Origin of the sequence: Pseudomonas sp. Pseusp16 (assembly GCF_047324915.1) — a bacterium.
Lineage (GTDB): Bacteria > Pseudomonadota > Gammaproteobacteria > Pseudomonadales > Pseudomonadaceae > Aquipseudomonas > Aquipseudomonas fluorescens_CD.
On the sequence record NZ_CP168522.1, the window covers coordinates 232,914 to 258,262 of the forward strand.

The window sequence follows — 25,349 nt, forward strand, 5'->3', positions numbered from 1 at the left end:
TAATTTTTCCCGCCTGCATTCGTTTTATAGGGACGACGCGCCTTTGCGCCTCCTGCCTACTGATGCGGATGCTGATAGATGAATGCTGAAGACTCCTTGAAACTTGCTCGCCGGTTTATCGGGTTGCCCCTGGAAAAGCGCCAGCTGTTCCTTGCGGCCTTGCACAAGGAGGGCGTGGATTTCGCCCGTTTTCCGATTCCGGCCGGCATCGAGGCCGAGAATCGCCAGGCGCTGTCGTACGCCCAGCAACGCATGTGGTTTCTCTGGCAACTGGACCCGCACAGCGGCGCCTACAACCTGCCGGGCGCGGTACGGCTGACCGGGCGCTTGAACCTGCCGGCGCTGGAACAGGCGTTCGCCAGCCTGGTGGCGCGGCATGAAACCCTGTGCACGGTGTTCCAGCGTCAGGCCGATGACCGCTTGCAGCAAGTGCCTGCCACGGCGCCGCTGCTGATCGAACAGGTAGATTTCAGCGCACTGCCTGCCGAGGAACGCGAACGGGCCGTGGTGCAAACCGCCGAACAGCAATCGCTGCTGCCGTTCGATCTGTCGACCGGTCCGCTGCTGCGGGTCACCTTGCTCAAGCTCGCCGAACAAGAGCACGTCCTGTTGCTGACCCTGCACCACATCGTCTCCGACGGCTGGTCGATGAACGTGCTGATCGACGAATTCATCCGCTGTTACGACGCCTTCGATGCCGGCACTCAGCCGCATCTGCCACCGTTGCCGATCCAGTACAGCGACTATGCCCTGTGGCAGCGCCGCTGGCTGGAGGCGGGCGAGCAGGCGCGGCAACTGGCGTACTGGCAGGCGCAATTGGGTGATGAACATCCGGTGCTGGAATTGCCGCTGGACCATTCGCGCCCGGCGATGCCGAGCTATCGCGGCACCCGTTACGAGTTCGCGGTCGAGGCGCAACTGGCCGAGCAACTGCGCAGCACCGCGCAGAAGCACAACATCACCCTGTTCATGCTGTTGCTCGGTGCCTTCAACGCTTTGCTGCATCGCTACACCGGGCAAACCGACATCCGCGTCGGCGTGCCCATCGCCAACCGCAACCGCGCGGAAATCGAAGGCCTGATCGGTTTCTTCGTCAACACCCAGGTGCTGCGTACCCAACTGGACGGCCAGACTCGGGTCGACGACCTGCTGCGCGCCATCAAGGAAACCGCCCTCGGTGCCCAGGCCCATCAGGACCTGCCGTTCGAGCGCCTGGTCGAAGCGCTGAAACTGGAGCGCAGCCTTAGCCACACGCCTTTGTTCCAGGTGATGTACAACCACCAGCCGCACGTGGCCGACATGGCCTCGGTCAGCACCGCGTCCGGCCTGGTGCTGGGCAGCATCGACTGGCAAAGCCGTACCACCCAGTTCGACCTGACCCTCGACACCTGGGAGAAGGGCGGCAAGCTGCACGCCGCGCTGACGTATGCCAGCGACCTGTTCAAGGCCGAGACGATCGCGCACATGGCCCGGCACTGGACGCGCCTGTTGCAGGCGATAGTCGACGACTCGACGCAAAAAATCGGCGAGTTGCCGATGCTGACGACGGATGAGCAGCAAGTACTGGTGCAAGACTGGAACCGCACCGCCGAGGTGTATCCGGTCGATCAGTGCCTGCATCAGTTGATCCAGGCCCAGGCCCGACGCACCCCTGACGCGCCGGCGCTGGTATTCGGCGAGCGTCAGCTCAGCTACGCGCAACTCGATGCCCGCACCAGTCAACTGGCAAACGGCCTGCGCGAGCAGGGCGTCGGCCCGGATGTGCTGGTGGGCATCTGTGTCGAGCGTTCGCTGGACATGGTCATCGGCCTGCTGGCGATTCACAAGGCCGGTGGTGCTTACGTCCCGCTGGATCCGGAGTACCCGGCCGAACGCCTGGCCTACATGATCGACGACAGCTCGATTGGCTTGCTGCTCACGCAAAGTACCTTGCTCGGCGCACTGCCCACCGACGGCGTCAAGGTTATCACTCTGGACCAGGCGCAAGACTGGCTCGATGGCTACAGCGAGACTTGCCCGCAGGTTGACGTGCATCCGTTGAACCTGGCCTATGTGATCTACACCTCTGGTTCCACCGGCAAGCCCAAAGGTGCCGGCAACAGTCACGCGGCGCTGGTCAACCGCTTGTGCTGGATGCAACAGGCTTATTCAATCGACGGCAGCGACTCGGTGCTGCAGAAAACCCCGTTCAGTTTCGACGTTTCGGTCTGGGAGTTTTTCTGGCCGCTGATGACCGGCGCACGCCTGGTGGTGGCGCCGCCGGGGGCGCACCGTGAACCGGCGCAGTTGATCCGCCTCATCGGTGACCACGGCATCAGTACGCTGCACTTTGTGCCGTCGATGCTCCAGGCGTTCATTCACGAGCCGGGTGTCGAGGCTTGCACCGGCCTCAAGCGCATCGTGTGCAGCGGTGAAGCCTTGCCGCTGGATGCGCAATTGCAGGTATTCAAAAAACTGCCGGGCGCCGGGTTGTACAACCTGTACGGCCCGACCGAGGCGGCCATCGACGTCACCCACTGGACCTGCATCGACGAGGGCGCCGACAGCGTGCCCATCGGCCGGCCCATCGCCAACTTGCGTACCCATGTACTGGATGCGCAATTGCTGCCGGTTCCGGCCGGCGTGGCGGGTGAGTTGTTCCTTGGCGGCGCCGGCCTGGCGCGCAGTTATCACCGGCGTCCGGCGCTCACCGCCGAGCGTTTCGTGCCGTGCCCGTTCCATGACGGCGCGCGCTTGTACCGCACCGGCGACCGCGTTCGGCAGCGCGCCGATGGGGTGATCGAATACCTCGGTCGCCTGGATCATCAAGTCAAATTGCGCGGCCTGCGCATCGAGCTGGGGGAAATCGAGACTCGGCTGATGCAGCATGCGCTGGTGCGCGAGGCCGTGGTGCTGGTGCAGGGCGGCAAGCATCTGGTGGCGTATCTGGTGCTGGACAACGCCAGTGCCGACCCGCAGTGGCCACAAACCCTCAAGGCCTGGCTGCTCGGCAGCCTGCCGGAATACATGGTGCCTACCTACCTGATGCCGCTGGACGCCTTGCCGGTGACCGCCAACGGCAAGCTCGACCGCAAGACTTTGCCGCAACCCGACGCCGCGCCACAGCAGGCATTCGTCGCGCCGCAAGATGCGATGCAGTCCGCGCTGGCGCAGATCTGGCAGGACGTACTGGGCGCAGAACGTGTGGGCCTTGAAGACAATTTCTTCGAGCTCGGCGGCGACTCGATCATTTCCATCCAGGTGGTCAGCCGCGCCCGCCAGGTTGGCATTCGCCTCAGTCCGCGTGACCTGTTCCAGTACCAGACCGTACGCAGCCTGGCGCTGGTCGCGGCGTTCGACAGCCGCAGCACCATCGATCAAGGCCCGGTCAGTGGCGAGGTGATCCTGACCCCGGCGCAGCATTACTTCTTCGAACAGGCCATCGCCCAGCGTCAGCACTGGAACCAGTCGCTACTGCTGACACCCCGGCAAGTGCTGAATCCGCAAGTACTGGAACGGGCGTTGGTCGCCGTCATCAACCACCACGATGCCTTGCGCCTGCGCTTCATCGACGGTACCGAAGGCTGGCAGCAACGCCATGCAGCGCCGGTCGAGTGCGCTGGATTGTGGCAACGCCGGGCGTCTTCGAGCGAAGCCTTGACCGCCCTGTGCGATGAAGCGCAACGCAGCCTCGATCTGGCAAACGGGCCGCTGCTGCGCGCCTTGCTGGTCAGCCTCGACGATGGCAGCCAGCGCCTGCTGCTGGTGGTCCATCACCTGGCGGTGGACGGCGTGTCGTGGCGGGTGTTGCTCGAAGATTTGCAACAGGCTTACCGGCAAGTGGCGTTGCCCGAGAAAACCAGCGCTTATCAAGCCTGGGCCGTTCATCTGCCACAACATGCCGGCACAGTCGGTGCGCAAATGCCGTACTGGCAGGCGCAATTGGCGGATGCCCGGGACCTGCCGTGTGACAACCCGCAGGGCAGTTTGCAGTATCGCCACGGGCACAGGATCGAATCGCAACTGGACGCCGAACTGACCCGCCAGTTGCTGCAACAGGCACCAGCGGCCTATCGCACCCAGGTCAATGATCTGTTGCTCACAGCGTTGGCGCGGGTCATCTGCCGCTGGAGCGGGCAGGGCTCGACGCTGATCCAGCTTGAAGGCCACGGCCGCGAAGACCTGTCCGACGACCTCGACCTGAGCCGCACCGTCGGCTGGTTCACCAGCCTGTTTCCGGTGCGCCTGCAACCCGAGGCCGGGGCGGCCAGTTCAATCAAGTCGATCAAGGAGCAGCTGCGCGCCATTCCCGGTAAAGGCCTGGGGTACGGCGTGCTGCGTTACCTCGGTGAACCGGCGCAGCGCGAAGCCTTGCAACATTTGCCGGCACCGCGCATCACCTTCAACTACCTGGGGCAGTTCGACCGTCAGTTCGATGACGCTGCGCTGTTCGTACCGGCCGCGGAAAGCGGCGGCCAGGCTCAGGGCGACGATGCACCGTTGGCCAACTGGTTGACGGTGGAAGGCCAGGTGTATGGCGGGCAGCTCTCGCTGCAATGGGGTTTCAGCCGCGACATGTTTGCCGAATCCACGGTGCAGCAACTGGCCGACGCTTACACCGAAGAGCTCAAGGCGCTGATCGAACATTGCTGCACGACAGCGGCAGGCCAGGTCACACCGTCGGACTTCCCGCTGGCGCGCATCACTCAGGCCCAGCTCGATGCCTTGCCTGTCCCGGCACCGGCTATCGAGGACGTTTACCCGCTGACGCCGATGCAACAGGGCATGCTGTTCCACACCCTGTACGAACCCCAGGCCGAGGCCTACATCAATCAATTGCGCCTGGATATCCAGGGGCTGGAACTGGCGGCATTCGGCCGGGCCTGGCAGGCGGCGATCAACCGTCACGACATCCTGCGCAGCAGCTTCCACTGGCTGGGACTGGAGTCTGCGCACCAGGTGATTCATCGCCAGGTCGACCTGCAACTGCAAGTGATCGAAGCGGCCGACGTTGACCTCGATGCGTTGGCCGCCGAGGAGCGCAGCTGTGGCTTTGAGCTCGGTGCCGCGCCGTTGTTCCGTCTGATGCTGGTGCGTCAGGGTGCGCAAGACTGGCACCTGATCTACACCAGCCATCACATCCTCATGGACGGCTGGAGCAACGCCCAGTTGCTCGGCGAAGTGCTCCAGCATTATGCCGGCCAGACGTTGGCCAAGCCGTTGGGGCAATACCGCGATTATCTGGGCTGGATTCAACAGCAGCCGCTGCTGGCCGCTGAGCAGTACTGGAAGCAAGCGCTGGCGGCGCTGGAAACGCCGACGCTGCTGGCGCAAGCCTTGCCGACGCCCGCCGATGGACGCGGCATGGGCGAACATCAATTGACCCTTGAGAATGCCGCGCTACAGCGTCTGAGCGACTTCGCCCGCCAGCAGAAAATCACTCTCAACACCTTGCTGCAAGGTGCTTGGGGCCTGTTGTTGCAGCGCTACACCGGCCAGGCCTGTGTGGCGTTCGGTGCAACGATTGCCGGACGATCCGCACCACTGCCGGGCATCGAGCAGCAGTTGGGGCTGTTCATCAACACCTTGCCGATCATTGCCAGTCCGCCAGCAGGCCAGTCCGTGGCCCAGTGGCTCAAGGACCTGCAAGCCCAGAACCTGAGTCTGCGCGAGTTCGAGCACGTGCCGCTGTACGACATTCAGGGCTGGGCCGGACAGCAAGGGGCGCTGTTCGACAGCCTGCTGGTGTTCGAAAACTTCCCGGTGGCTGAAGCCCTCAAGCAAGGGGCGCCGGCGGGCCTGACCTTCGGCGCGCTGCATAATCACGAAATCACCAGTTATCCACTGACCCTCGGCATCGAAGTCGGTGCCCACCTGCGTCTGGATTTCAGTTTCGACCGGGCCATGTTCAGTGCCGCGCAGATCAGCCAGTTGGGCGCCAGCCTGTTGCATGTACTGGAGCAATTCATCGCGCAGCCACAACAGGCGCTGGGCGCGATCAGCCTGCTGAACCCTGAGGCACAGGCAAAGATGCTGGCGTGTTCCCGTCTGCCTGCGCCGCCAATCGACAGTCCGTTGCTGGTCCATGAGCGTTTCGAACAGCAAGCGGCACGCACGCCCGATGCACTGGCGGTGATGGTGGGTGACGAGCGCCTGACCTACGCCCAACTCAACGTGCAAGCCAATCAGCTCGCCCATCGCCTGCGCGCTCACGGTGTGGCACCGGGGCAGCGGGTGGGCCTGTCGGTGCGGCGCAATGCGCAGATGATCGTCAGCCTGATGGCCATCCTCAAGGCCGGCGCCGGTTATGTGCCACTGGATCCGGATTACCCGGCCGAGCGCCTGGCCTACATGATCGAAGACAGCGGCATGGACCTGCTGCTGGCGCAACCGGGCTTGCTGACCGATGTAGCGTTGCCGCAAGGTTTGCCGCGCCTGACGCTGGAGCCGGGCGCCGACGGTTACTCCACGGAAAACCTGGAAAACCTCGCCAGCGCCGAAGACCTGGCCTACCTGATCTACACCTCAGGCTCCACCGGACGCCCGAAAGGCGTATGCCTGGCCCATGCCGCGCTACGCGAGTTTTGCGTGATCGCGGCGGACTATTCGCAATTGGTCCCTGAAGACCGTGTGCTGCAATTCGCCACGTTCAGCTTCGACGGCTTTGTCGAGCAGTGCTACCCGCCACTGTGCGTTGGCGCGGCGCTGGTGATGCGCGGCGATGAGTTGTGGGACACCGACACGCTTTATCGGCAGATCATCCGGCACGACGTGACCCTGGCCGATTTGCCGGCAGCCTACTGGTTCCTGCTGGCTCAGGAGTGGGCCGCCCAGCCTCAGCGGGACAAGGGGCGTCTGCGTCAGGTCCACGTCGGTGGCGAGGCCATGTCGCTGGAAGGTTTGAAGCTGTGGCACGCGGCCGGTCTGGGCGATGTGCGCCTGCTCAATACCTATGGCCCGACCGAAGCCACCGTCGTTTCCAGTACCCACGAATGCACATTGGCCGATACCCGCAATCACATTGGCGTGCCCATCGGCAAAGCGCTGCCCGGTCGCGCGTTGTATGTGCTGGACAGCGAAGGGCACCTGCTGCCGAGCGGTTGTGTCGGCGAGTTGTGCATCGGCGGTGACGCCGGCCTTGCCCAGCGCTATCACCAGCGACCGGGCCTGAGCGCCGAACGCTTTATCGCCGATCCGTTTTCCGCCAATCCGGGTGCGCAGCTGTACCGCAGCGGCGACCTGGCGCGCTATCGCGAGGACGGTGCGCTGGAATACCTGGGGCGTATCGATCATCAGGTGAAGATTCGCGGTTTCCGGGTCGAGCTGGGTGAGCTGGAAGCGCACCTGCAAGGCCTGCCGATGATCAGCGAAGCCGCGGTGCTGGTGCACGAGGGCGTCGGCGGCAAGCAATTGATCGGCTATGTGGTGCCAGCTTCAGATGAACTGCTGGACGCGGATGCGCGTCAACTCACCGACACCGTGCGTCGCGCCTTGGGCGAGCGCCTGCCGGACTACATGCTCCCGGCGCAACTGGTGTTGCTGGCCGCGTTGCCGCTCAACCGCAACGGCAAACTCGACCGCGCCGCGTTGCCGGCCCCGCAGGTCTGGGAGGCCGAAGCCGGCAGCGCACCACAAGGGGCACTGGAAATCGAACTGGCGCAGATCTGGCAGCAGGTGTTGCAAGTCAGTCGCGTCGACCGCGAAAACAGCTTCTTCGAATTGGGCGGGCACTCGTTGCTGGCGACGCAAATCGTCTCGCAGATCCGCCAGCGCCTGGGCCTTTCAGTGAGCCTGCGTAGCCTGTTCGAACATCCGCGCCTTGAGGATTTCGCCGCTCAAGTGCAGACGCTGCAACACACCTGTGAGCGCCCGGCGCTGGTGGCCGACACCTCTGGCGAACGCCAGCCGTTGTCCTTTGCCCAGCAGCGCTTGTGGTTCCTGTGGAACCTGGAACCGGACAGTTCGATGTACAACATACCGGGTGCCTTGCGCCTGCGGGGCGAGTTGAACCTCGACGCCCTGCGCCAGACCTTCGAAACCCTGGTGCAGCGTCACTCGGTATTGCGCACCACGTTCTACGAAGAAGACGGCCAGACCTGGCAACGGGTGCATCCGCAACTGCCGTTGAGCTTTGTCGACAGCGACCTGCGGCACCTGCCGGCGCCGGACGCCGAAGCACAACAGCTGGCCGGCGAAGAAGTCGCCCGGCCATTCGACCTGCGCCACGGTCCGTTGCTGCGGGTGCGAGTGCTGCGGGTCGCGGAGGATGAGCATGTGCTGTTGCTGACGGTGCACCACATCGTCGCCGATGACTGGTCGTTCCGTGTCCTGATCAATGAATTCGTCACGCTGTATCCAACCCTCAGCCGTGGCGAAACCCCGCAACTGCCGGCGCACAGCGTGCAGTACGCCGACTTCGCCAAATGGCAGCGCCAGTGGCTGGAGCAGGGCGGTGAACTGCAGCGCCAGCTCGATTACTGGCAGCAGCGCCTCGCTGAGCCACAAGCGGTGCTGGCGTTGCCCGCCGATGGTGACCAGCGCACCGCGCAAGCAGGCGCCGGCGCGCATTTCACCTTCAGTGCCGAACTGAGCCAGCAGTTGCGCGACTTTGCCCAGCAGCGCGATGTGTCGCTGTTCATGCTGCTGCTGAGCGGTTTCGCCCTGGTCCTGCGCCAGCGTACCGAGGTCAGTCGTGTGCGCATCGGCACCGATATCGCCAACCGAAATCAAGCCGGGCTTGAAGAAATGGTCGGCTTCTTCGTTAACCAACTAGTACTGCAAGTGGAGGTCGATGCCGAACAGTCGGCGGCGCAGTTGCTGGACGCCTGTCGCCGGGCGGTACTGGAGGCTTCGGACCATCAGGACCTGCCGTTCGAGCGTCTGGTGGAGGCCTTGCGCCTGCCGCGCCGCGCCGGACGTTCGCCGCTGTTCGACATCAAGCTGATTTACCAGGAAGGCGTTGGTCGCCTGCCGTCGATGGAGGGCCTGCAAGTCGAGGACTTCCCGTCCGGGCGACAGGCCGCCGAGATCGGCATGGTCGCTGCGTTCTACAACGACGCACAGCACATCCACCTGAGCTTCGAGACACCGGCCGGCCAGTACCTGCCGAGCACGCTGGAAAGTCTGTTCGAGCAGATTCAGGCGGTACTGGAGGCGCTGTTGCGCCGTGATCAGTTGCAGGTGGGCGAATTGCTGAACCTGGCCAGCGACGTGCAACGCCGCGCCGATGCGCGCTTGAGCGAGCAACGCAAGGCCTTGCTCGGTGGCGCCATGGCGATCAAGCGCCGCTCGGCGAACCGCGGCGCGCCGGCAGCGCAATCCGCAGCGGACTGATTCAGTCGGCGGCGCCCTTGAGCGTCGCCGTCATCATTTTCTGGAGGGGTTTATGACCGTTTCAACGACCAAGTCCATTCTCAAGATGGGTCGTGGTGCCCGCAAAAGCCTGTCCACCGATCCGACGCGGCTGGTGAGTTTTGCGCCGATGTTCGAAGACCACAGCATGCCGCTGGTGTGCCGTCCGGCCGTGTCCGGCGTGAGCCTGGTGGAATGGGCGACCCAGAATCGCGCGCTGATCGAAAGCAAGCTGCTGGAGCACGCGGTGATCCTGTTCCGTGGCTTCCAGGTGGCCGATATCGGCGAGTTCAACCGCTGCGTCGATGCGATTTCCGGCGGTGCCCTGGAGTACCTGTTCCGCGCCTCGCCACGGACCCAGATCACCGGCCAGTTCAAGATCTACAGCTCCACCGATTACCCGGCACCGGAGAAGATCTTCCCGCACAACGAACATTCGTATTCGCCGGTTTTTCCGCGTCATCTGTACTTCTACTGCGACACGCCGTCGACCACTGGCGGTGAAACGCCCTTCGGCGACACCCGCCGGATCCTCGCGCGGATCGATCCGGCGGTACGTGAAGAGTTTGCCCGTAAACGCATCATGTACGTGCGCAACTACGGCGACGGCATGGGCCTGCCGTGGCAGACCGTGTTCCAGAGCGAGGATCGCGCCGAGGTCGAAGCCTACTGCGGCAAAATCGGCATCCAGGCCGAGTGGAAATCCGGAAACCGCCTGCGCACCCGGCAGAACGGTCCGGCGATCGTGCGCCATCCATTGACCGGCGAGCGCATCTGGTTCAACCACGGCACCTTCTTCAACGCACTGACCCTGCCGGACAGCATTCGCGACAACCTGCTGCGTGAATTCGGCCCGCAAGACCTGCCGCAAAACACTTTCTTCGGCGACGGCTCGCCGATTCCCGACGAGGTGATCCGCCACCTGCAAGGCATCTACCGCGACGTGATGGTTGAGTTCGCCTGGGAGAAGGGCGACGTGGTCCTGCTCGACAACATCCTCAGCGTGCATGCGCGCAACGAATTCACCGGCTACAGAAAAATCCTCACGGCCATGGCCATCGCGCAGAAAAGCGCCGACCTGGATCAGGAATAAGGACACCCGACATGAACACCACCGCCCTCGAACCCTCGGTAGACGTATTCCAGACTTCGGCCCAGCAGGCCTTTTATTTGCGTGCCCAGGAGCTGGGTGCCCGGCCGCTGTTCGCCGCACTGACATTGCCGCTCGCCAGGCCGGTGGAAGCTCAGGTGTTGTGCAGAGCCGTGGAAACACTCGGCCGGCGCCATGAAATTCTGCGTACGGTGTACCGCCGTCTGCCGGGCATGAAATGGCCGGTGCAGAGCCTGTGCGATGCGCTGCCGGTCACGCTGCTGGGCAACCAGCCTTCGGTGGCCGAGGCCTTGAGCCGCAGCCGTGAAGTCATGGTTGAAGATTCGAATCAAGGGCTGGTGGTGGCGCCGGTCGAAGGCGAAGCAGGGCAGCATTTCATCACCCTGCTGACCCCGGCATGCAGCTTCGACGAGGCCTCTCTGCGGGTGCTGTCGGCCGAACTGGCCAGCCTGTTGCGCGGCGAAACCCTGGCCGACGACGAGGATGCACTGCAATACCTGGACTACAGCGCGTGGCAGGAAGAGCTGCGTGAAGAAGACATCGGCCACCAGGGCGCGGCGTTCTGGCGCAACCTGCAACAGCAGTTCGCCGTGGCCCATCGCTTGCCGTTCGAAAAAACCGTCGAGGTTTCCCTGGCCCGCTGTCTGGCCATACACACCGACGCCCATTGGCTCGCTGAGGTGCAACGGCTGGCGGCTGACCTGAAGGTCGAGGCGCAGCAAGTGGCGTTGCTGCTGTGGAGTGCATTTGTCGCCCGCATCGGCCAACAGGAAAAAGGCCTGATGGGCTGGCAGGTGGACGGTCGCAACGAGCAAACCGCCACCACTCTTGGCCGTTTCGCCCGGCGTTTGCCGGTGTCGTTCGAGCACCGTAGCCAGCAGACGCTGGCGCAAGCAATGGCAGCCTTTGCCGCCAGCGTCGAACAGTCGTTGTCGTGGCTCGATTGCCTCAACGAGTTCGAACTGAGCGCAGAGGGAGCCGCGCCGTTGCGTTACGGCTTCGTCTATCAGGCGGCCATTGAAAGCGCTATCGAGGTGGACGACGGCAACCCTGAAGTCCTGCGCCTGCGAGTGCAGGGTGATCAGTTGCAGTTGTCGTGTCTTGACGGTGCACTGCCCGAGTCGATGATGGCCGAATGGCTGGAGCAGTTTGTCGAGTTCAGCCGCCAGCTATTGGCGTCACCCGAACTGACCCTGGGTCAGGCTGAGCTGGTGAGTGCTGCGCAACGAACCCGATTGATCGATGGCTTCAATCCGAACGCCACCGCGCAGGCATTGCCGTGCCGCTTCCTCCACGAGTTGTTCAGCGAACAGGCGCGGCTGCATCCGCAGCGCATTGCCCTGAGTGTCAACGGCCAGCGCCTGACCTTTGCCGAGCTGGATGCGCGCTCCAACCAGGTGGCCAATGCCTTGCGCGGCCAAGGTGTGGCGCCGGACCAGATCGTGGCAGTCTACGGCCAGCGCTCGCTGGAAATCGTCATTGCGATGTTGGGCACGCTCAAGGCCGGTGCTGCGTACTTGCCGCTGGACCCGAACTACCCGATCGAGCGCCTGGCATTCATGCTGGCCGATACCGCTGCACGCCATGTGCTGGCCTGCCAACCGCTGCCGGACGCACTGGGTCGCGAGCAGAACATTTCACTGATGCCGGGGGCCGAGGTCTGGACTGCCGCGCAAACCCGGCCTGAGCCACAAGGCGACAGTGCCAATCTGGCCTATGTCATCTACACCTCCGGCTCCACCGGCAAACCCAAAGGGGTGATGATCAGTCATGCCAACGCCGTGGCCTCGACCCTGGCGCGTAACGCCTTCTATCGCCAGCCGCTGCGCGGGTTTCTGATGCTCTCGTCGTTCTCCTTCGACAGCTCGGTGGCCGGGGTTTTCTGGGCGCTGGGGCAGGGCGCGACCCTGTGCCTGCCGGACGAAGACAGCTACAAGGACCCGGCGCGACTGGCCGAGTTGATCCAGCGCGAAGAGGTCTCCCACTACCTGACCTTGCCGTCCTACCACGCGCAGATTCTCGAACACCTCGACCGCCAGGCCCTTGCCTGTGTGATTGTCGCTGGCGAAGCGTGCAGCAATGCGCTGGTGCAGCGACATCGCGAGGCACTGCCGGGGGTGGCGCTGGTCAACGAATACGGCCCGACCGAAGGCACCGTGTGGTGTTCGGCCTGGGAACTGCCCCTGGGCAATGACGACGACAGCATTCCCATCGGCCAGCCGATTGCCGGCATGCGCATCCACGTGCTCGGCCCGGACCTGCAACCGGTGGCCGTGGGCGTCGAAGGCGAGTTGTATGTCGGTGGTACCGGCATTGCCCGGGGTTATCTGCAGCGCGCCACGCTGACGGCCGAGCGCTTTGTTCCGGACTCATTCACCGCGAGCACGGGCCAGCGCCTGTACCGCACCGGCGACCTGGCGCGCTATCGCGCCGATGGCGTGCTGGAGTATCTGGGCCGGGTCGACCACCAGGTGAAAATCCGTGGTTTCCGCATCGAGTTGGGCGAGATCGAAGCGGCCATGCGCAGTGCGCCGGGTATCGAGGACGCCGCCGTGATTGCCGACCAAACCCCGACCGGCCCGCAGCTGTTGGGCTTTGCGGTGTCCCCGGCCGACACCGCCGACATCCGCCTCAACGAGTTGCGCAGCCACCTGGCCGAGGCTCTGCCCGAGCACATGCAGCCGGCGCGCTTGCAGGTGCTGGAGCGTTTCCCGCTGATGCCCAACGGCAAACTCAACCGCCAGGCCTTGCTCGATCTCGACGTGCGCCGCAGCGCCTTCGTCGCGCCGCGCAACGAACTGGAGAAAAGCCTCGCGGCGATCTGGGCCGAATCGCTGCACGTCGAGCGCGTCGGCGTGCACGACAACTTCTTCGAACTCGGCGGGCACTCACTGTTGGCCACGCGCATTCGTGCACGGATTCAGGAAGAGCTGAACCTGGCGATCCCGCTCAAGCTGTTTTTCGACGGTGACACCCTGGAACGTCTGGCGGCGCAGATCGAGCAGTTCCGTCAGCAAAGTGAACACCCGGAAAACGCTGTAGACGCCCTCGAAGCGTTGTTCGACGAAGTGGATGAGGAACACGCGCAATGAGTGCCGCACCGGACAGAATGATGACCCTGGCCCAGCGATTCTGTGGCTTGAGCACGGACGCCCGGCGTGCGTTGCAACAGAAGATGCACGCTCAGGGACTGACCCTTGAACTGCTGCCGATTCCGCCACGGGACCGCGCCGTCGACACGCTGCCAGCGTCCTACGCGCAGCAGCGCTTGTGGTTCCTCTGGCAGATGCAGCCCCAGGCCACCGCCTACAACCTGACCGGTGCCTTCCGCCTGAGCGGCGAGCTGAACCGCGATGCGCTGGCGCAAACCCTGGTGACACTGGTGCAACGTCATGAGGTGTTGCGCACCACCTTTATCTTCGATGACCGGCAGGTGCTGCAAAAGATTCATCCGCAGATGGACACCCCGCTGGTCGAGGTCACTGCTGCCGACGACTTCGAACTGCAACGGCAGATCGGCCTGAACGCCGGGCAGCCGTTCGACCTGCAGCACGGCCCGTTGATGCGTTGCCGCCTGATTCGCCTCGATGCGCAGCAACATGTACTGGTGCTGACCTTGCACCACATCGTCACCGATGGCGGCTCGCTGCCGATCCTGTTGCAGGAATTCACCCAACTCTACGGGCAATTGAGTGCCGGGCAGGCCGCGCAGCTGCCGGAGCTGGACATTCAATACTCCGACTTCGCCCGCTGGCAGCGCCTGTGGCTGGAGGCGGGCGAGGCTGAGCGCCAGCTCGACTATTGGCGCCGGCAACTGGGTAATGAACACCCGCCACTGAACCTGCCGACCGACCGTCGTCGCCCGGCGATCCCGAGCCAGCAGGGTGCCAGCGTCGAGCTGGAAATCACCGCCGCACTGACCGCTCAATTGCGTGAGCTTGCCCGTCGTGAAGGCTGCACCCTGTTCATGGTGCTGATGGCCGCGTTGCAGACGTTGTTGCATCGCTACAGCGATGAACAGGACATTCGCGTCGGCGTGCCGATTGCCAACCGCACCCGCCAGGACGTGGAAAATCTGCTGGGCTTTTTCGTCAACACCCAAGTGCTGCGCAGCCAGCCCCGGGCCGACCAGCCATTCGTGCAATTGCTGGCCGAGATCAAGGCCGCGGCACTCGGAGCGCAGGCCCATCAGGACCTGCCGTTCGAGCAACTGGTCGATGGCCTGGGCGTCGAACGCAGCCTGAGCCACACGCCGCTGTTCCAGGTGATGTTCAACCACCAGCGCGACAGCGGCGGTGTGCAACGCTGGGACTTGCCGGGGCTGAGCGTCGAACCGCTGATCTGGGATGAGAAAACCACCAAGTTCGACCTGATGCTCGACACCGTCGAGGGTGACGCGGGCATCCATGCGTCATTCGTCTACGCCACCGAACTGTTCGACGCCTCGACCATCGAGCGTCTCGGCCGGCACTGGCTGAACCTGTTGCAGGCGATTTGCACTGACAGCACGGTTGCCCTCGCGGACCTGTCCATGCTCGACGCCGCCGAGCAGCAGGCCACCTTGCTGGACTGGAATCGCAGTGCGGTGTTGAGCGGCGATCAGGCGAACCTGTTGTGTGCCCATCAACTGATCGAAGCCCAGGCCGCCGCGCACCCGCACAACATTGCCGTGACCTGCTTCGGCATCACCCTCACTTACGCCGAACTGAACAGCCGCGCCAACCGCATCGCCCATCGTCTGCGCGAGCGCGGCGTCGGCCCGGACGTGTTGGTGGGCATCGCTCTGGAGCGTTCGCTGGAGATGATTGTCAGCCTGCTGGCGATTCTCAAGGCCGGTGGCGCCTATGTGCCGCTGGACCCAGAGTACCCGCAGGATCGCCTGGCCTGGATGCTCGCCGACAGCGGCACGCGCCTGTTGCTGACCGATTCGGCACTGATGCCGCGCCTGCCGTTGAACCAGGGCGTTGAGGTGATCTGCCTCGATCACGCCAGCGACTGGCTGTTGGAAGCCAGTGCCGACAACCTGCCCAACCTCACCGTTCCCGCGAACCTGGCCTACGTCATCTACACCTCCGGTTCCACCGGCAAACCCAAAGGTACGCTGCTGCCCCACAGCAACCTGACGCGCCTGTTCAGCGCCACCGAGCACTGGTTCGGTTTCAACGCGGACGATGTCTGGAGCCTGTTCCACTCCTATGCCTTCGACTTTTCCGTGTGGGAAATCTTTGGCGCGTTGTTCTACGGCGGCAAGCTGGTGGTGGTGCCCCACGCGGTCAGCCGCTCCCCGGAGGACTTCGCGCGTTTACTCAGTGATGAGGGTGTCACGGTACTCAACCAGACCCCTTCGGCCTTCCGTCAACTGATGCCGTTCGCCTGCGCCAACGCGCCACACATGGCCCTGCGTTATGTGGTGTTTGGGGGCGAGGCGCTGGACGTGGCCAGCCTGCGTCCGTGGTACGACGCCTTCGACGACCGGCAGCCGTTGCTGATCAACATGTATGGCATCACCGAAACCACGGTGCACGTGACCTGGCGACCGCTGTCCCGCGCTGACCTTGATGGCGCCAACAGCTCGCCGCTGGGGGAACCGATCGGCGACCTGCGCTGGTACGTGCTCGACCCGCGCCTGAACCCGGTGGCCAAGGGCTGCGTTGGTGAGCTTTACGTTGGCGGCGCCGGCCTGGCCCGGGGTTATCACCAGCGTGCCGATCTGACCGCCACGCGGTTTGTGCCGGACCTGTTCGCCGCCGAGTCGGGCGCGCGTCTGTATCGAACCGGCGATCTGGCGCGTTACTGCGCCGATGGCAGCATCGAGTACGCCGGGCGTATCGACCATCAGGTGAAGATCCGTGGCTTTCGCATCGAGCTGGGGGAAATCCAGGACCGCCTGCAAAGCCATCCGGCCATCGAGCAAGCATTGGTGTTGGCACCTGAGGTCAATGGCAGCCCGCAACTGGTCGCGTGGTTCACGGTTAGCCACAACGACAGCGATCTGCGCCAGTCCCTGCGCGAACATTTGCAGGCCGGTTTGCCGGACTACATGGTGCCGGCGCACCTGATCAAACTCGATCACTGGCCGCTGACCAGCAACGGCAAACTCGATCGCGGTGCATTGCCCAAGCCCGACGCGGTGCTGCTGCAGCAGGCTTACACGGCGCCGATGGATGAACTGCAAACCGGGTTGGCGGCGATCTGGCAAGACGTGCTCAGGCTCGAGCGCGTCGGCATCGACGACAACTTCTTCGAACTGGGCGGCGACTCGATCATCTCGATCCAGGTGGTCAGCCGCGCCCGTCAGGCCGGGATCCGCATCACCCCGCGCGATCTGTTCCAGCACCAGACCGTGCAGAGCCTGGCGAAGGTCGCGGTACGCAGTGCCGGGCTGGTCATCGATCAGGGGCCGGTACGCGGCGAGGTGCTGCTGACGCCGATCCAGCACTGGTTCTTCGAGCAGCCAATCGAGGCTCGCAATCACTGGAACCAGTCGGTATTGCTGGAATTGCGCGAGCCGCTGGACAGCGGCTGCCTGCAACAAGCGCTGGCGGCGTTGCTGGAGCATCACGATGCCCTGCGTTTGCGTTTTCATCAGGTCGACGGCGTGTGGCATCAGGCCCAAGCCGAACAATGGAGCAGCGCTGAGGTGCTGTGGCAGCGTCAGGCGGCAAACGCCGATGAGCTGCTTGAACTGTGCAACGCCGCGCAAGCCAGCCTGAGCTTGCAGAACGGCCCGCTGTTGCGTGCCTTGCTGGTGGACATGGGCGCCGCAGGCCAGCGCCTGCTGCTGGTGGTGCACCACCTGATGGTGGACGGCGTGTCCTGGCGTCTGCTGCTTGAAGACCTGCAAGCCGCTTATGCTCAAGCACGTCAGGCCGAGCCGCTGCGCCTGCCGGCCAAGACCAGCGCCTATCAGGCCTGGGCCGCGCGTTTGCAGCGGCATGCCCGCAGCTCGGAACTGGCGACGCAAGCCGCTTACTGGCAAGCCCAATACCATGACGTAGTGCTGCAGCTGGCCGCCGACAACCCCGACGGCAGCCTGGCCAGCCAGCACGCGGTAAGCGTGGAAACCGTGCTCGACAGCACCTTCACCCGCCAACTGCTGCAAGACGCTCCGGCGGCCTACCGTACCCAGGTCAACGATTTGTTGCTGGCCGCCCTGGCGCGGGTGCTGGGCCAATGGACCGGTCAATCGTCGACGCTGGTAAAATTGGAAGGCCACGGCCGCGAAGACCTGTTCGACGACATCGACCTGACCCGCACCCTGGGCTGGTTCACCTCGATTTTTCCGGTGAAACTCACCCCGGCTGGCGATCTGGCCGGCAGCATCAAGGCCGTCAAGGAACAGCTGCGCGCCGTGCCCGACAAAGGCATCGGCTTCGGCATACTGCGTTATCTGGCCGATGCCGGCCTTGAGGATTTGCCGTCACCCCAAGTCACCTTCAACTACATGGGCCAGTTCGACGCCAGCTTCGACGAGCAGGCGCCGTGGCGTCCGGCCAGGGAAAGCGGTGGCGCCGAGCAGGGCGCGTCGGCCGAACTGGACCGGGGCCTGAGCATCAACGGCCAGGTGTATGCCGGGCAACTGCGCCTGAGCTGGACCTTCAGCAGCGAAGTGTTCAAACCGCAAACGGTGCAGCGCCTGGCCGATGCCTACACCGCTGAACTGCAACAGCTGATCGAACATTGCCTCAGCGGTGCCGGCGGGTTGACCCCGAGCGACGTGCCGCTGGTGCACGTCGATCAGGTGCAACTGGATGCCTTGCCGCTGGCGGCCAGCCAGATCGAAGACATCCTGCCGTTGTCGCCTATGCAACAGGGCATGTTGTTCCACAGCCTGTTCGCCCCGGATGCCGGTGCCTACGTCCCGCAAATGCGCGTGGATGTGCAGGGGCTGGACGTCGAGGCCTTCCGCAATGCCTGGCAGCAGACGCTGGAGCGTCATGAAGTGCTGCGCGCGGCGTTCTTCAGCGAGAGCAATGGCTCGCGACCGCTGCAAGTGATCCTGGCCGACGCCACGTTGCCGCTGACCGTGCTCGACTGGCGCGACCGGCCTGATCTGCCCCAGGCGCTGGAGCGTCTGGCCGAGGATGACCGCCTGCGCGGTTTCGACCTGACGGCGGCGCCGTTGCTGCGCCTGACCCTGGTGCAGACTGCCGGTGACAACCATCACCTGATCTTCACCAACCACCACATCCTGCTGGACGGCTGGAGCACCTCGCAGTTGTTCGGTGAAGTGCTGCAGCGCTACTCCGGCGTCCTGCCCGCGCCGGGTGTTGGCCGTTACCGCGATTACATGGCGTGGCTGGGGACTCGCGACCGTGCCGCGTGCGAAGCCTTCTGGCTGGAGCAATTGCAGTCGTTCACCGAGCCAACGCGATTGGCCGGTGCCTTGCCGGGGTCGGTTGCAGGGCAGGGTGGTCATCGCACCCTGCACCTGAGCCTGGGCCGCGCGGCCACCGAGCGTCTGAACGGGTTTGCCCGCCAGGCCCGCGTCACGCCCAACACCCTGCTGCAAGCGGCATGGCTGTTGATATTGCAGCGCCACACCGGGCAGCCAACCGTGGCGTTCGGCGCCACGGTGTCGGGGCGCCCGAGCGAATTGCAAGGCATCGAGCAGCAGATCGGTCTGTTCATCAACACCTTGCCGGTGATCGCCACACCGCACCCCGAGCGCACGGTCAGCCAATGGATCGATGAAGTCCAGGCGCTCAACCTGCGGTTGCGCGAAGTCGAATACACACCGCTGGCGGACGTGCAGCGCTGGGCCGGTCACTCCGGCGAGGCGCTGTTCGACACCCTTCTGGTGTTCGAAAACTACCCGGTGGCGCAAGCGCTGGAGGAGGGCAACAGTAGCGCGTTGAAATTCTCCGGGATCACTCATCACGACCAGACCAGTTTCCCCTTGGCGATTGCCGCCGAGCTGGGCGACTGCCTGGACCTGCGTTTCAACTACGACACGGCGCTGTTCAGCGCCGAGGCAATCGAAGGTCTGGGCACACGTTTGGTTGCGTTGCTCGATGCCATGGTCAGTGCACCGCAACAGCCATTGGGGCGCTTGAGCCTGCTCGATGCCGCGCAAACCGCGCAGCAGGTCGAAGGCTTCAACCGCACTGCGCGGAGCTGGGCGGATGTGCGCCCGGTCTACCAGTGCTTCGAAGCCCAGGTACTGCAAACCCCGGACGCCCCGGCCCTGGTGTTTGCCGGCCAGCCCCTGAGTTATCGCGAGCTCAACCAACGGGCCAACCGCCTGGCGCACCTGCTGCGCAGCCAGGGTGTGGGCGCCGAGGTGTTGGTGGGTATCGCGGCCGAACGTTCGCTGGAGCTGGTCATCGGTCTGCTGGCAATCATGAAGGCCGGTGGCGCCTACGTGCCGCTGGACCCGGACTACCCACGCGAACGCCTGGAGCACATGTTCGACGACAGTGGCGTGCACTTGCTGTTGACCCAGCGTCATCTGCTTGCGCAGTTGCCGATTCCGGCCGCCACCACGGCGATTTGTCTCGACGACCTGGGCGGATTGCTCGATGGCCTGAGCGAAGAAAACCTGCCCTGCGTGGTCGAGTTGCAATCGCTGGCCTACATGATCTACACCTCTGGCTCCACGGGGAAACCCAAGGGCGCGGCCAACCGTCACGATGCCTTGTACAACCGTCTGGCGTGGATGCAGGGCGCCTATCCGCTGGACGGACGCGACACCGTGCTGCAGAAAACCCCGTTCAGTTTCGACGTGTCGGTCTGGGAGTTCTTCTGGCCGTTGATGACCGGCGCGCGCCTGGTCGTGGCCGAACCGGGTGCCCATCGCGATCCGGCGCAACTGGTCAGCCTGATCGAGCAGTACCGGGTCAGCACCCTGCATTTCGTGCCGTCGATGTTGCAGGCGTTTGTCCAGGGCGAAGGTTTCGAACGGTGCGTCAGCCTGCGCCAGATCCTGTGCAGCGGCGAAGCGTTGTCGGCGGATTTGCAGCGCAGCCTGTTCCAAGTGCTGCCGAACGTTGGCCTGTACAACCTGTATGGCCCGACCGAAGCGGCCATCGACGTGACCCATTGGACCTGCGTCGACGACGGCGGCATCAGCGTGCCGATCGGCCAGCCGATTGCCAACCTGGTGACCTACATCCTCGACGACAGCCTGCAACCGCAAGTGGCGGGCTGCGTCGGTGAGCTGTACCTGGGCGGCATCGGCCTGGCTCGTGGTTATCACAAGCGTCCGGACCTGACCGCCGAACGCTTCGTCGCCAGCCCGTTTGGCGAGCAGGGTGGGCGCCTGTACCGCACCGGCGACCTGGCGCGTTACCGCAAAGACGGCGTGATCGAATACGTCGGGCGCATCGACCATCAAGTGAAGATCCGCGGCCTGCGTATCGAGCTGGGGGAAATCGAAGCCTGCCTGCTGGAGCATCCGTCGGTGCGCGAAGCGGTGGTGATCGCCCTCGATGTCGGCAAATCCAAACAGTTGGTGGCCTATGTCGTAGGTGATGCCGCCATCGAGCCACTCAAACAACATCTGCGTCAGGCGCTGCCCGAACACATGCAGCCGAGCCACGTGCTGCTGCTCGATCAGTTGCCGGTCACGCCCAACGGCAAGCTTGACCGCCGCGCGCTGCCACAACCGGACCAGCAAGTGCGCGAGTACGTCGCGCCGCGCAATACCGTGGAATCGACGTTGCAAGGGGTGTGGCAAGCGTTGTTCGAAGTGCCGCTGGTGGGCATGCACGACAACTTCTTCGAACTGGGCGGCGACTCTATCGTCTCGATCCAGGCCGTCAGCCGCGCACGCAAGGCCGGTTTGAGCATTTCCCCCAAGGACGTGTTCAGCCATCCGACCCTGGCCGAGCTGGCTACGGTGGCCCAACCGGTCGTGGCGGATGAAACCGGGCTGGCGTTGGTTGCACCGGCAGCGAAAATCGAGCTGAGTGACGCGCAGTATCAAGCGCTGGATTTGACGGCGGACGAAGTCGAAGACGTCTATCCGCTGTCGCCGATGCAGCAAGGCATGCTGTTTCACTCGGTGCAGGACGGCGAATCGGGGCTCTACGTCAACCAGATCGAAGTGGGCGTGCGCGGCGTTGACGGTACGCGCTTCCGTGAAGCCTGGGCCGATGCCGCCCGCCGTCATGCAATTCTGCGCACCGCATTCCTCTGGGAAGGCGATAAGGAGCCGCTGCAAGTGGTGCGGCGCGATGCGCCTTCGCTGTTGACCGAACTGGACTGGCGCGGGCTGGATGATCAGCCTGGGCGCGTCCGCCAACTGGCCCGGGAGGAACGCGAACGCGGCTTCTCGCTGAACCGTGCACCCTTGCTGCGCCTGTTGCTGGTGCGTATGGAAGACGACCGCTATCGCCTGATCTGGACCTACCACCACATCCTCATGGACGGCTGGAGCGTGTCGCGCCTGATCGGTGAAGTGCTGCGCCATTACCGTGGTGATGAGCACGAGCCGGTGGCCGCTTATCGCGACTACATCGACTGGCTCGGTCAGCAAGCAGCGGAGGCCAGCGAGGCGTTCTGGAAAGGCAAACTCAGTAACCTCGAAGGCGCCACGCATCTGGCCCGCGCCTTGCCGGTCAAGGCGCCGCAAGCGGGTTACCACGCGATCTATACGCATCTGAGTGCCGGGCAGACCGCAGGATTGCAGGCCTTTGCCCAGCAACAGCAAGTGACGCTCAACACCTTGGTGCAAGCCGCGTGGCTGTTGCTGTTGCAGCGCTACACCGGCCAGCGCACGGTGACGTTCGGCGCCACCGTGTCCGGACGTCCGGAAACCCTCAACGGCTCGGAAAACATGCTCGGGTTGTTCATCAACACCTTGCCGGTGGTCAACACGGTGCCGACCGACATGAACGTCGGTGACTGGCTGCGCGAGATCCAGGCCTATAACCTCGACATCCGCGACTTCCAGCAAACACCGCTCAGCGATATCCAGCGCTGAGCCGGGCAGGGCGGGCAGGCGTTGTTCGACAGCATCATCGTCTTCGAAAACCAGCCGGTGGACCGCACCCTGCGCGAATGGAACGGCGACTCGCTGCGCTTCGAAGACGTCAGCGACTTCGGCCTGACCAGCTTTGCCATGGACCTGATGGTCAGCCTCGACGAGGGGCTGCGCATCGAGTACATGCACCAGCGCGATCAGTTCGATCTGGCGACCGTCGAAATCCTGCGCAGCCACATGGAAAGCCTGCTGCAGCGCCTGTGTGACAACGCCGGACGCGCCGTCGGCGAGCTGGGCCTGTTGACCCTGGACGAAGGCCGGGCGCTGGACGGCGAACGGCCGGTAGTGGCCGACGGTGACGAGACGCCGGTGCACGAGCTGATCCGTCAGCGTGCGCGCCGACAACCGGATCACACGGCGCTGGTCCTGAGCCATGCCGACCGCGATGCCGAACACTTGAGCTACGCCGAGCTGGACCGGCGCTCCGATGCTTTGGCGGTGCATCTGCTGGAACAAGGCGTGCAGGCCGAAGACGTGATCGGCGTGTTCATGGAGCGTTCGCTGGAGCTGGTGGTGTCGCTGTTGGCGGTGATGAAGTGCGGTGCCGCCTATGTGCCGCTGGACCCGCAATACCCGCAGGAACGCCTGCGCTACATGATGGCCGACAGCGACATGCGCTTGCTGCTGACCCAGGAACGGCTGCGCGATTCGGCGCAGCTTGATCCCGGCACGGCCATGGTCGCGGTGGACCGCCTGGACCTCGACATCGACGTGCCGACGCCGCAACGCACTGTGCACGCCGAGCAATTGGCCTACCTGATCTACACCTCCGGTTCGACCGGCAAACCGAAAAGCGTCGCCGTGGCCCACGGGCCATTGAGCATGCACGTGCAAGCCATCGCCGAGCTGTACGAAATGGACCCGGACAATCGCGAACTGCATTTCATGTCGTTCGCCTTCGATGGCGCCCATGAACGCTGGATCACCGCGCTGATCAGCGGTTCCACCCTGGTGATCCGCGACAACACCTTGTGGACCGCCGAACAGACCCTGGCCGTGCTGCACCGCCAGCGCATCAGCGTCGCCTGCTTCCCGCCGGCGTACCTGCTGCAACTGGCCGAGCACGCCGAATTGCAGGGCGGTGAGCCGCCGCCGGTGCGCATCTATTGCTTCGGTGGCGATGCGGTGCCGGACGCGACGTTCGAGCGGGTCAAACACAGGCTCAAGCCGCAATACCTGGTCAACGGCTACGGGCCGACTGAAACCGTGGTCACGCCGCTGCTGTGGAAAATCGCCGCCGACGGCCATTGCCAGGCGATGTACGCGCCGATTGGCCAACGCGTCGGTAGCCGCAGCCTGCACGTGCTGGACATGGACCTCAACCCGCTGCCGGTGGGCATGGTCGGTGAGCTGTACATTGGCGGACGGGGTGTCGCGCGCGGCTACCATCGTCACCCGTGGCTGAGCGCCGAGCGCTTCGTCGCCGATCCTTTCAGCACCGAAGGCGGGCGCCTGTACCGCACCGGCGACCTGGTGCGCCACCGCGAGGATGGCGTGTTCGATTACGTCGGGCGTATCGACCATCAGGTCAAGGTGCGCGGCTTCCGCATCGAGCTGGGCGAAATCGAAGCGCGCTTGCGCGAGCAGGCCGGGGTCAACGATGCGCTGGTGGTGGTGCGTGACAACGGGCAGGGGCCGCAACTGGTGGGCTATGTGGTGGCGGCTGAGGACGAGGGCCTCGGCCCGCGTTGCCAGGCGGCATTGCGCGAGAGCCTACCCGACTACATGGTGCCGACCCAGGTCGTGGTGCTGCCGTGCTTCCCGTTGACCCCCAACGGCAAGCTCGACCGCAAGGCCTTGCCGGATCCGGCCTTCACCGGCCGTGACTACGTGGCACCGCGCACGCCACTGGAATGGGCGTTGGCGGACATCTGGCAACAGGTGCTGGGCATCGACAAGGTCGGTATCACCGACAACTTCTTCGAGTTGGGTGGCGATTCGCTGCGCACCCTCAAGGTGATCTCGAAAGTCCGTGCCCTGAATCAGCCGGGCTTCCAGTTGAAACTGCGCGACATGATGGCCAGGCCGACGATTGCCGGGCTGTCCGGTGTCGATGAGCAGCCGCTGCGGCAGCGCCCGCAACCGCTGCTGTTGCTCAATCAGGTGGTCGATGATCAGCCGCCGCTGTTCTGCCTGCACGCCGGTTTCGGCACGGTGTTCGATTACGAGCCATTGGCCCGGCGCCTGGATGGCGAGCGCACGGTGTACGGCGTGCAATGCCGGATGCTGCTCGACCGGCAGTGGCACGACACCTCGCTTGCGCAGATGGCCGCCGACTACGTCGAGGCGATCCGCGCCCGGCAACCTCAGGGGCCGTACCACGTGCTGGGCTGGTCGCTGGGCGGGACGTTGGCGTTGCTGGTGAGTGATTTGTTCGAACAGCAAGGCCAGCGGGTGGCATTCGTCGGCCTGGTGGACAGTTTTGTGCCAACCCAGGCCAATGCCGTCGCCAGCCCGGATGAGTGGCGAGTGGATCTGGGCGAATTCCTGGGTGCAACGTTGGGTATGGATGGCGAGGTGATTGACCGGGCGTTGCGTGGTGAGTCGGCGGGAGACCACGACGCGGTGGCGCGGATCATTCGCGCGGTGATCGACAGCGAAAGTGATCAGGCCAGCGGGTACGCGCTGCTCGGTGCCGATGAGTTGGCCCAGACGTTCATGGTCAGCACGCGCTTGAAGGCGCTGTCGCGGCAGGTCGAGACCTTGCCGATTCCCCAGGCCGAGCTGCATTGCTGGTGGGCCGATGGCAACCCGACTGCCGAACGCGCGACCCTGGAGCGTCAGCAACCACGGCTGCGCAAGGTGCAGACTGTAACGGCGGGCCACTTCGATATCCTGCAACAGGACGAATGCCTGGACGCCGTGGTGGCGCTGCTTGGCCGGGAGGTGGTACCGCAGCTCTAGGGCTTGCCCGCGACAAAA

Annotated in this window: 3 protein-coding genes and 1 pseudogene; all 4 read left to right on the forward strand. The window is 64.3% G+C overall.

The genetic code is table 11. The annotated features are described in order from the left end of the window. Window positions 1-78 precede the first annotated feature (78 nt). The 4 genes and pseudogenes from ACEN8Q_RS01020 (at window position 79) to ACEN8Q_RS01035 (ending at window position 25,331) form a co-directional block, all read left to right on the forward strand. A complete protein-coding gene (locus tag ACEN8Q_RS01020) occupies window positions 79-9,312 on the forward strand; it encodes an amino acid adenylation domain-containing protein (protein WP_413704329.1) in 9,234 nt (3,077 codons plus the stop codon). Window positions 9,313-9,364: 52 nt separating this feature from the next. Next, the gene (locus tag ACEN8Q_RS01025) at window positions 9,365-10,423 is read left to right on the forward strand and encodes a TauD/TfdA family dioxygenase (protein WP_413704330.1); all 1,059 of its coding nucleotides are present in this window, start codon (window positions 9,365-9,367) and stop codon (window positions 10,421-10,423) included. Window positions 10,424-10,434: 11 nt separating this feature from the next. Then, window positions 10,435-13,533, forward strand: coding sequence for a non-ribosomal peptide synthetase (locus ACEN8Q_RS01030; RefSeq protein ID WP_413704331.1), 3,099 nt, complete (start codon window positions 10,435-10,437; stop codon window positions 13,531-13,533). Then, window positions 13,530-25,331 (forward strand): annotated as a pseudogene (locus tag ACEN8Q_RS01035) (amino acid adenylation domain-containing protein). The gene ACEN8Q_RS01030 and the pseudogene ACEN8Q_RS01035 overlap by 4 nt, the downstream one beginning before the upstream one ends. The last annotated feature ends 18 nt before the right edge of the window (window positions 25,332-25,349 follow it).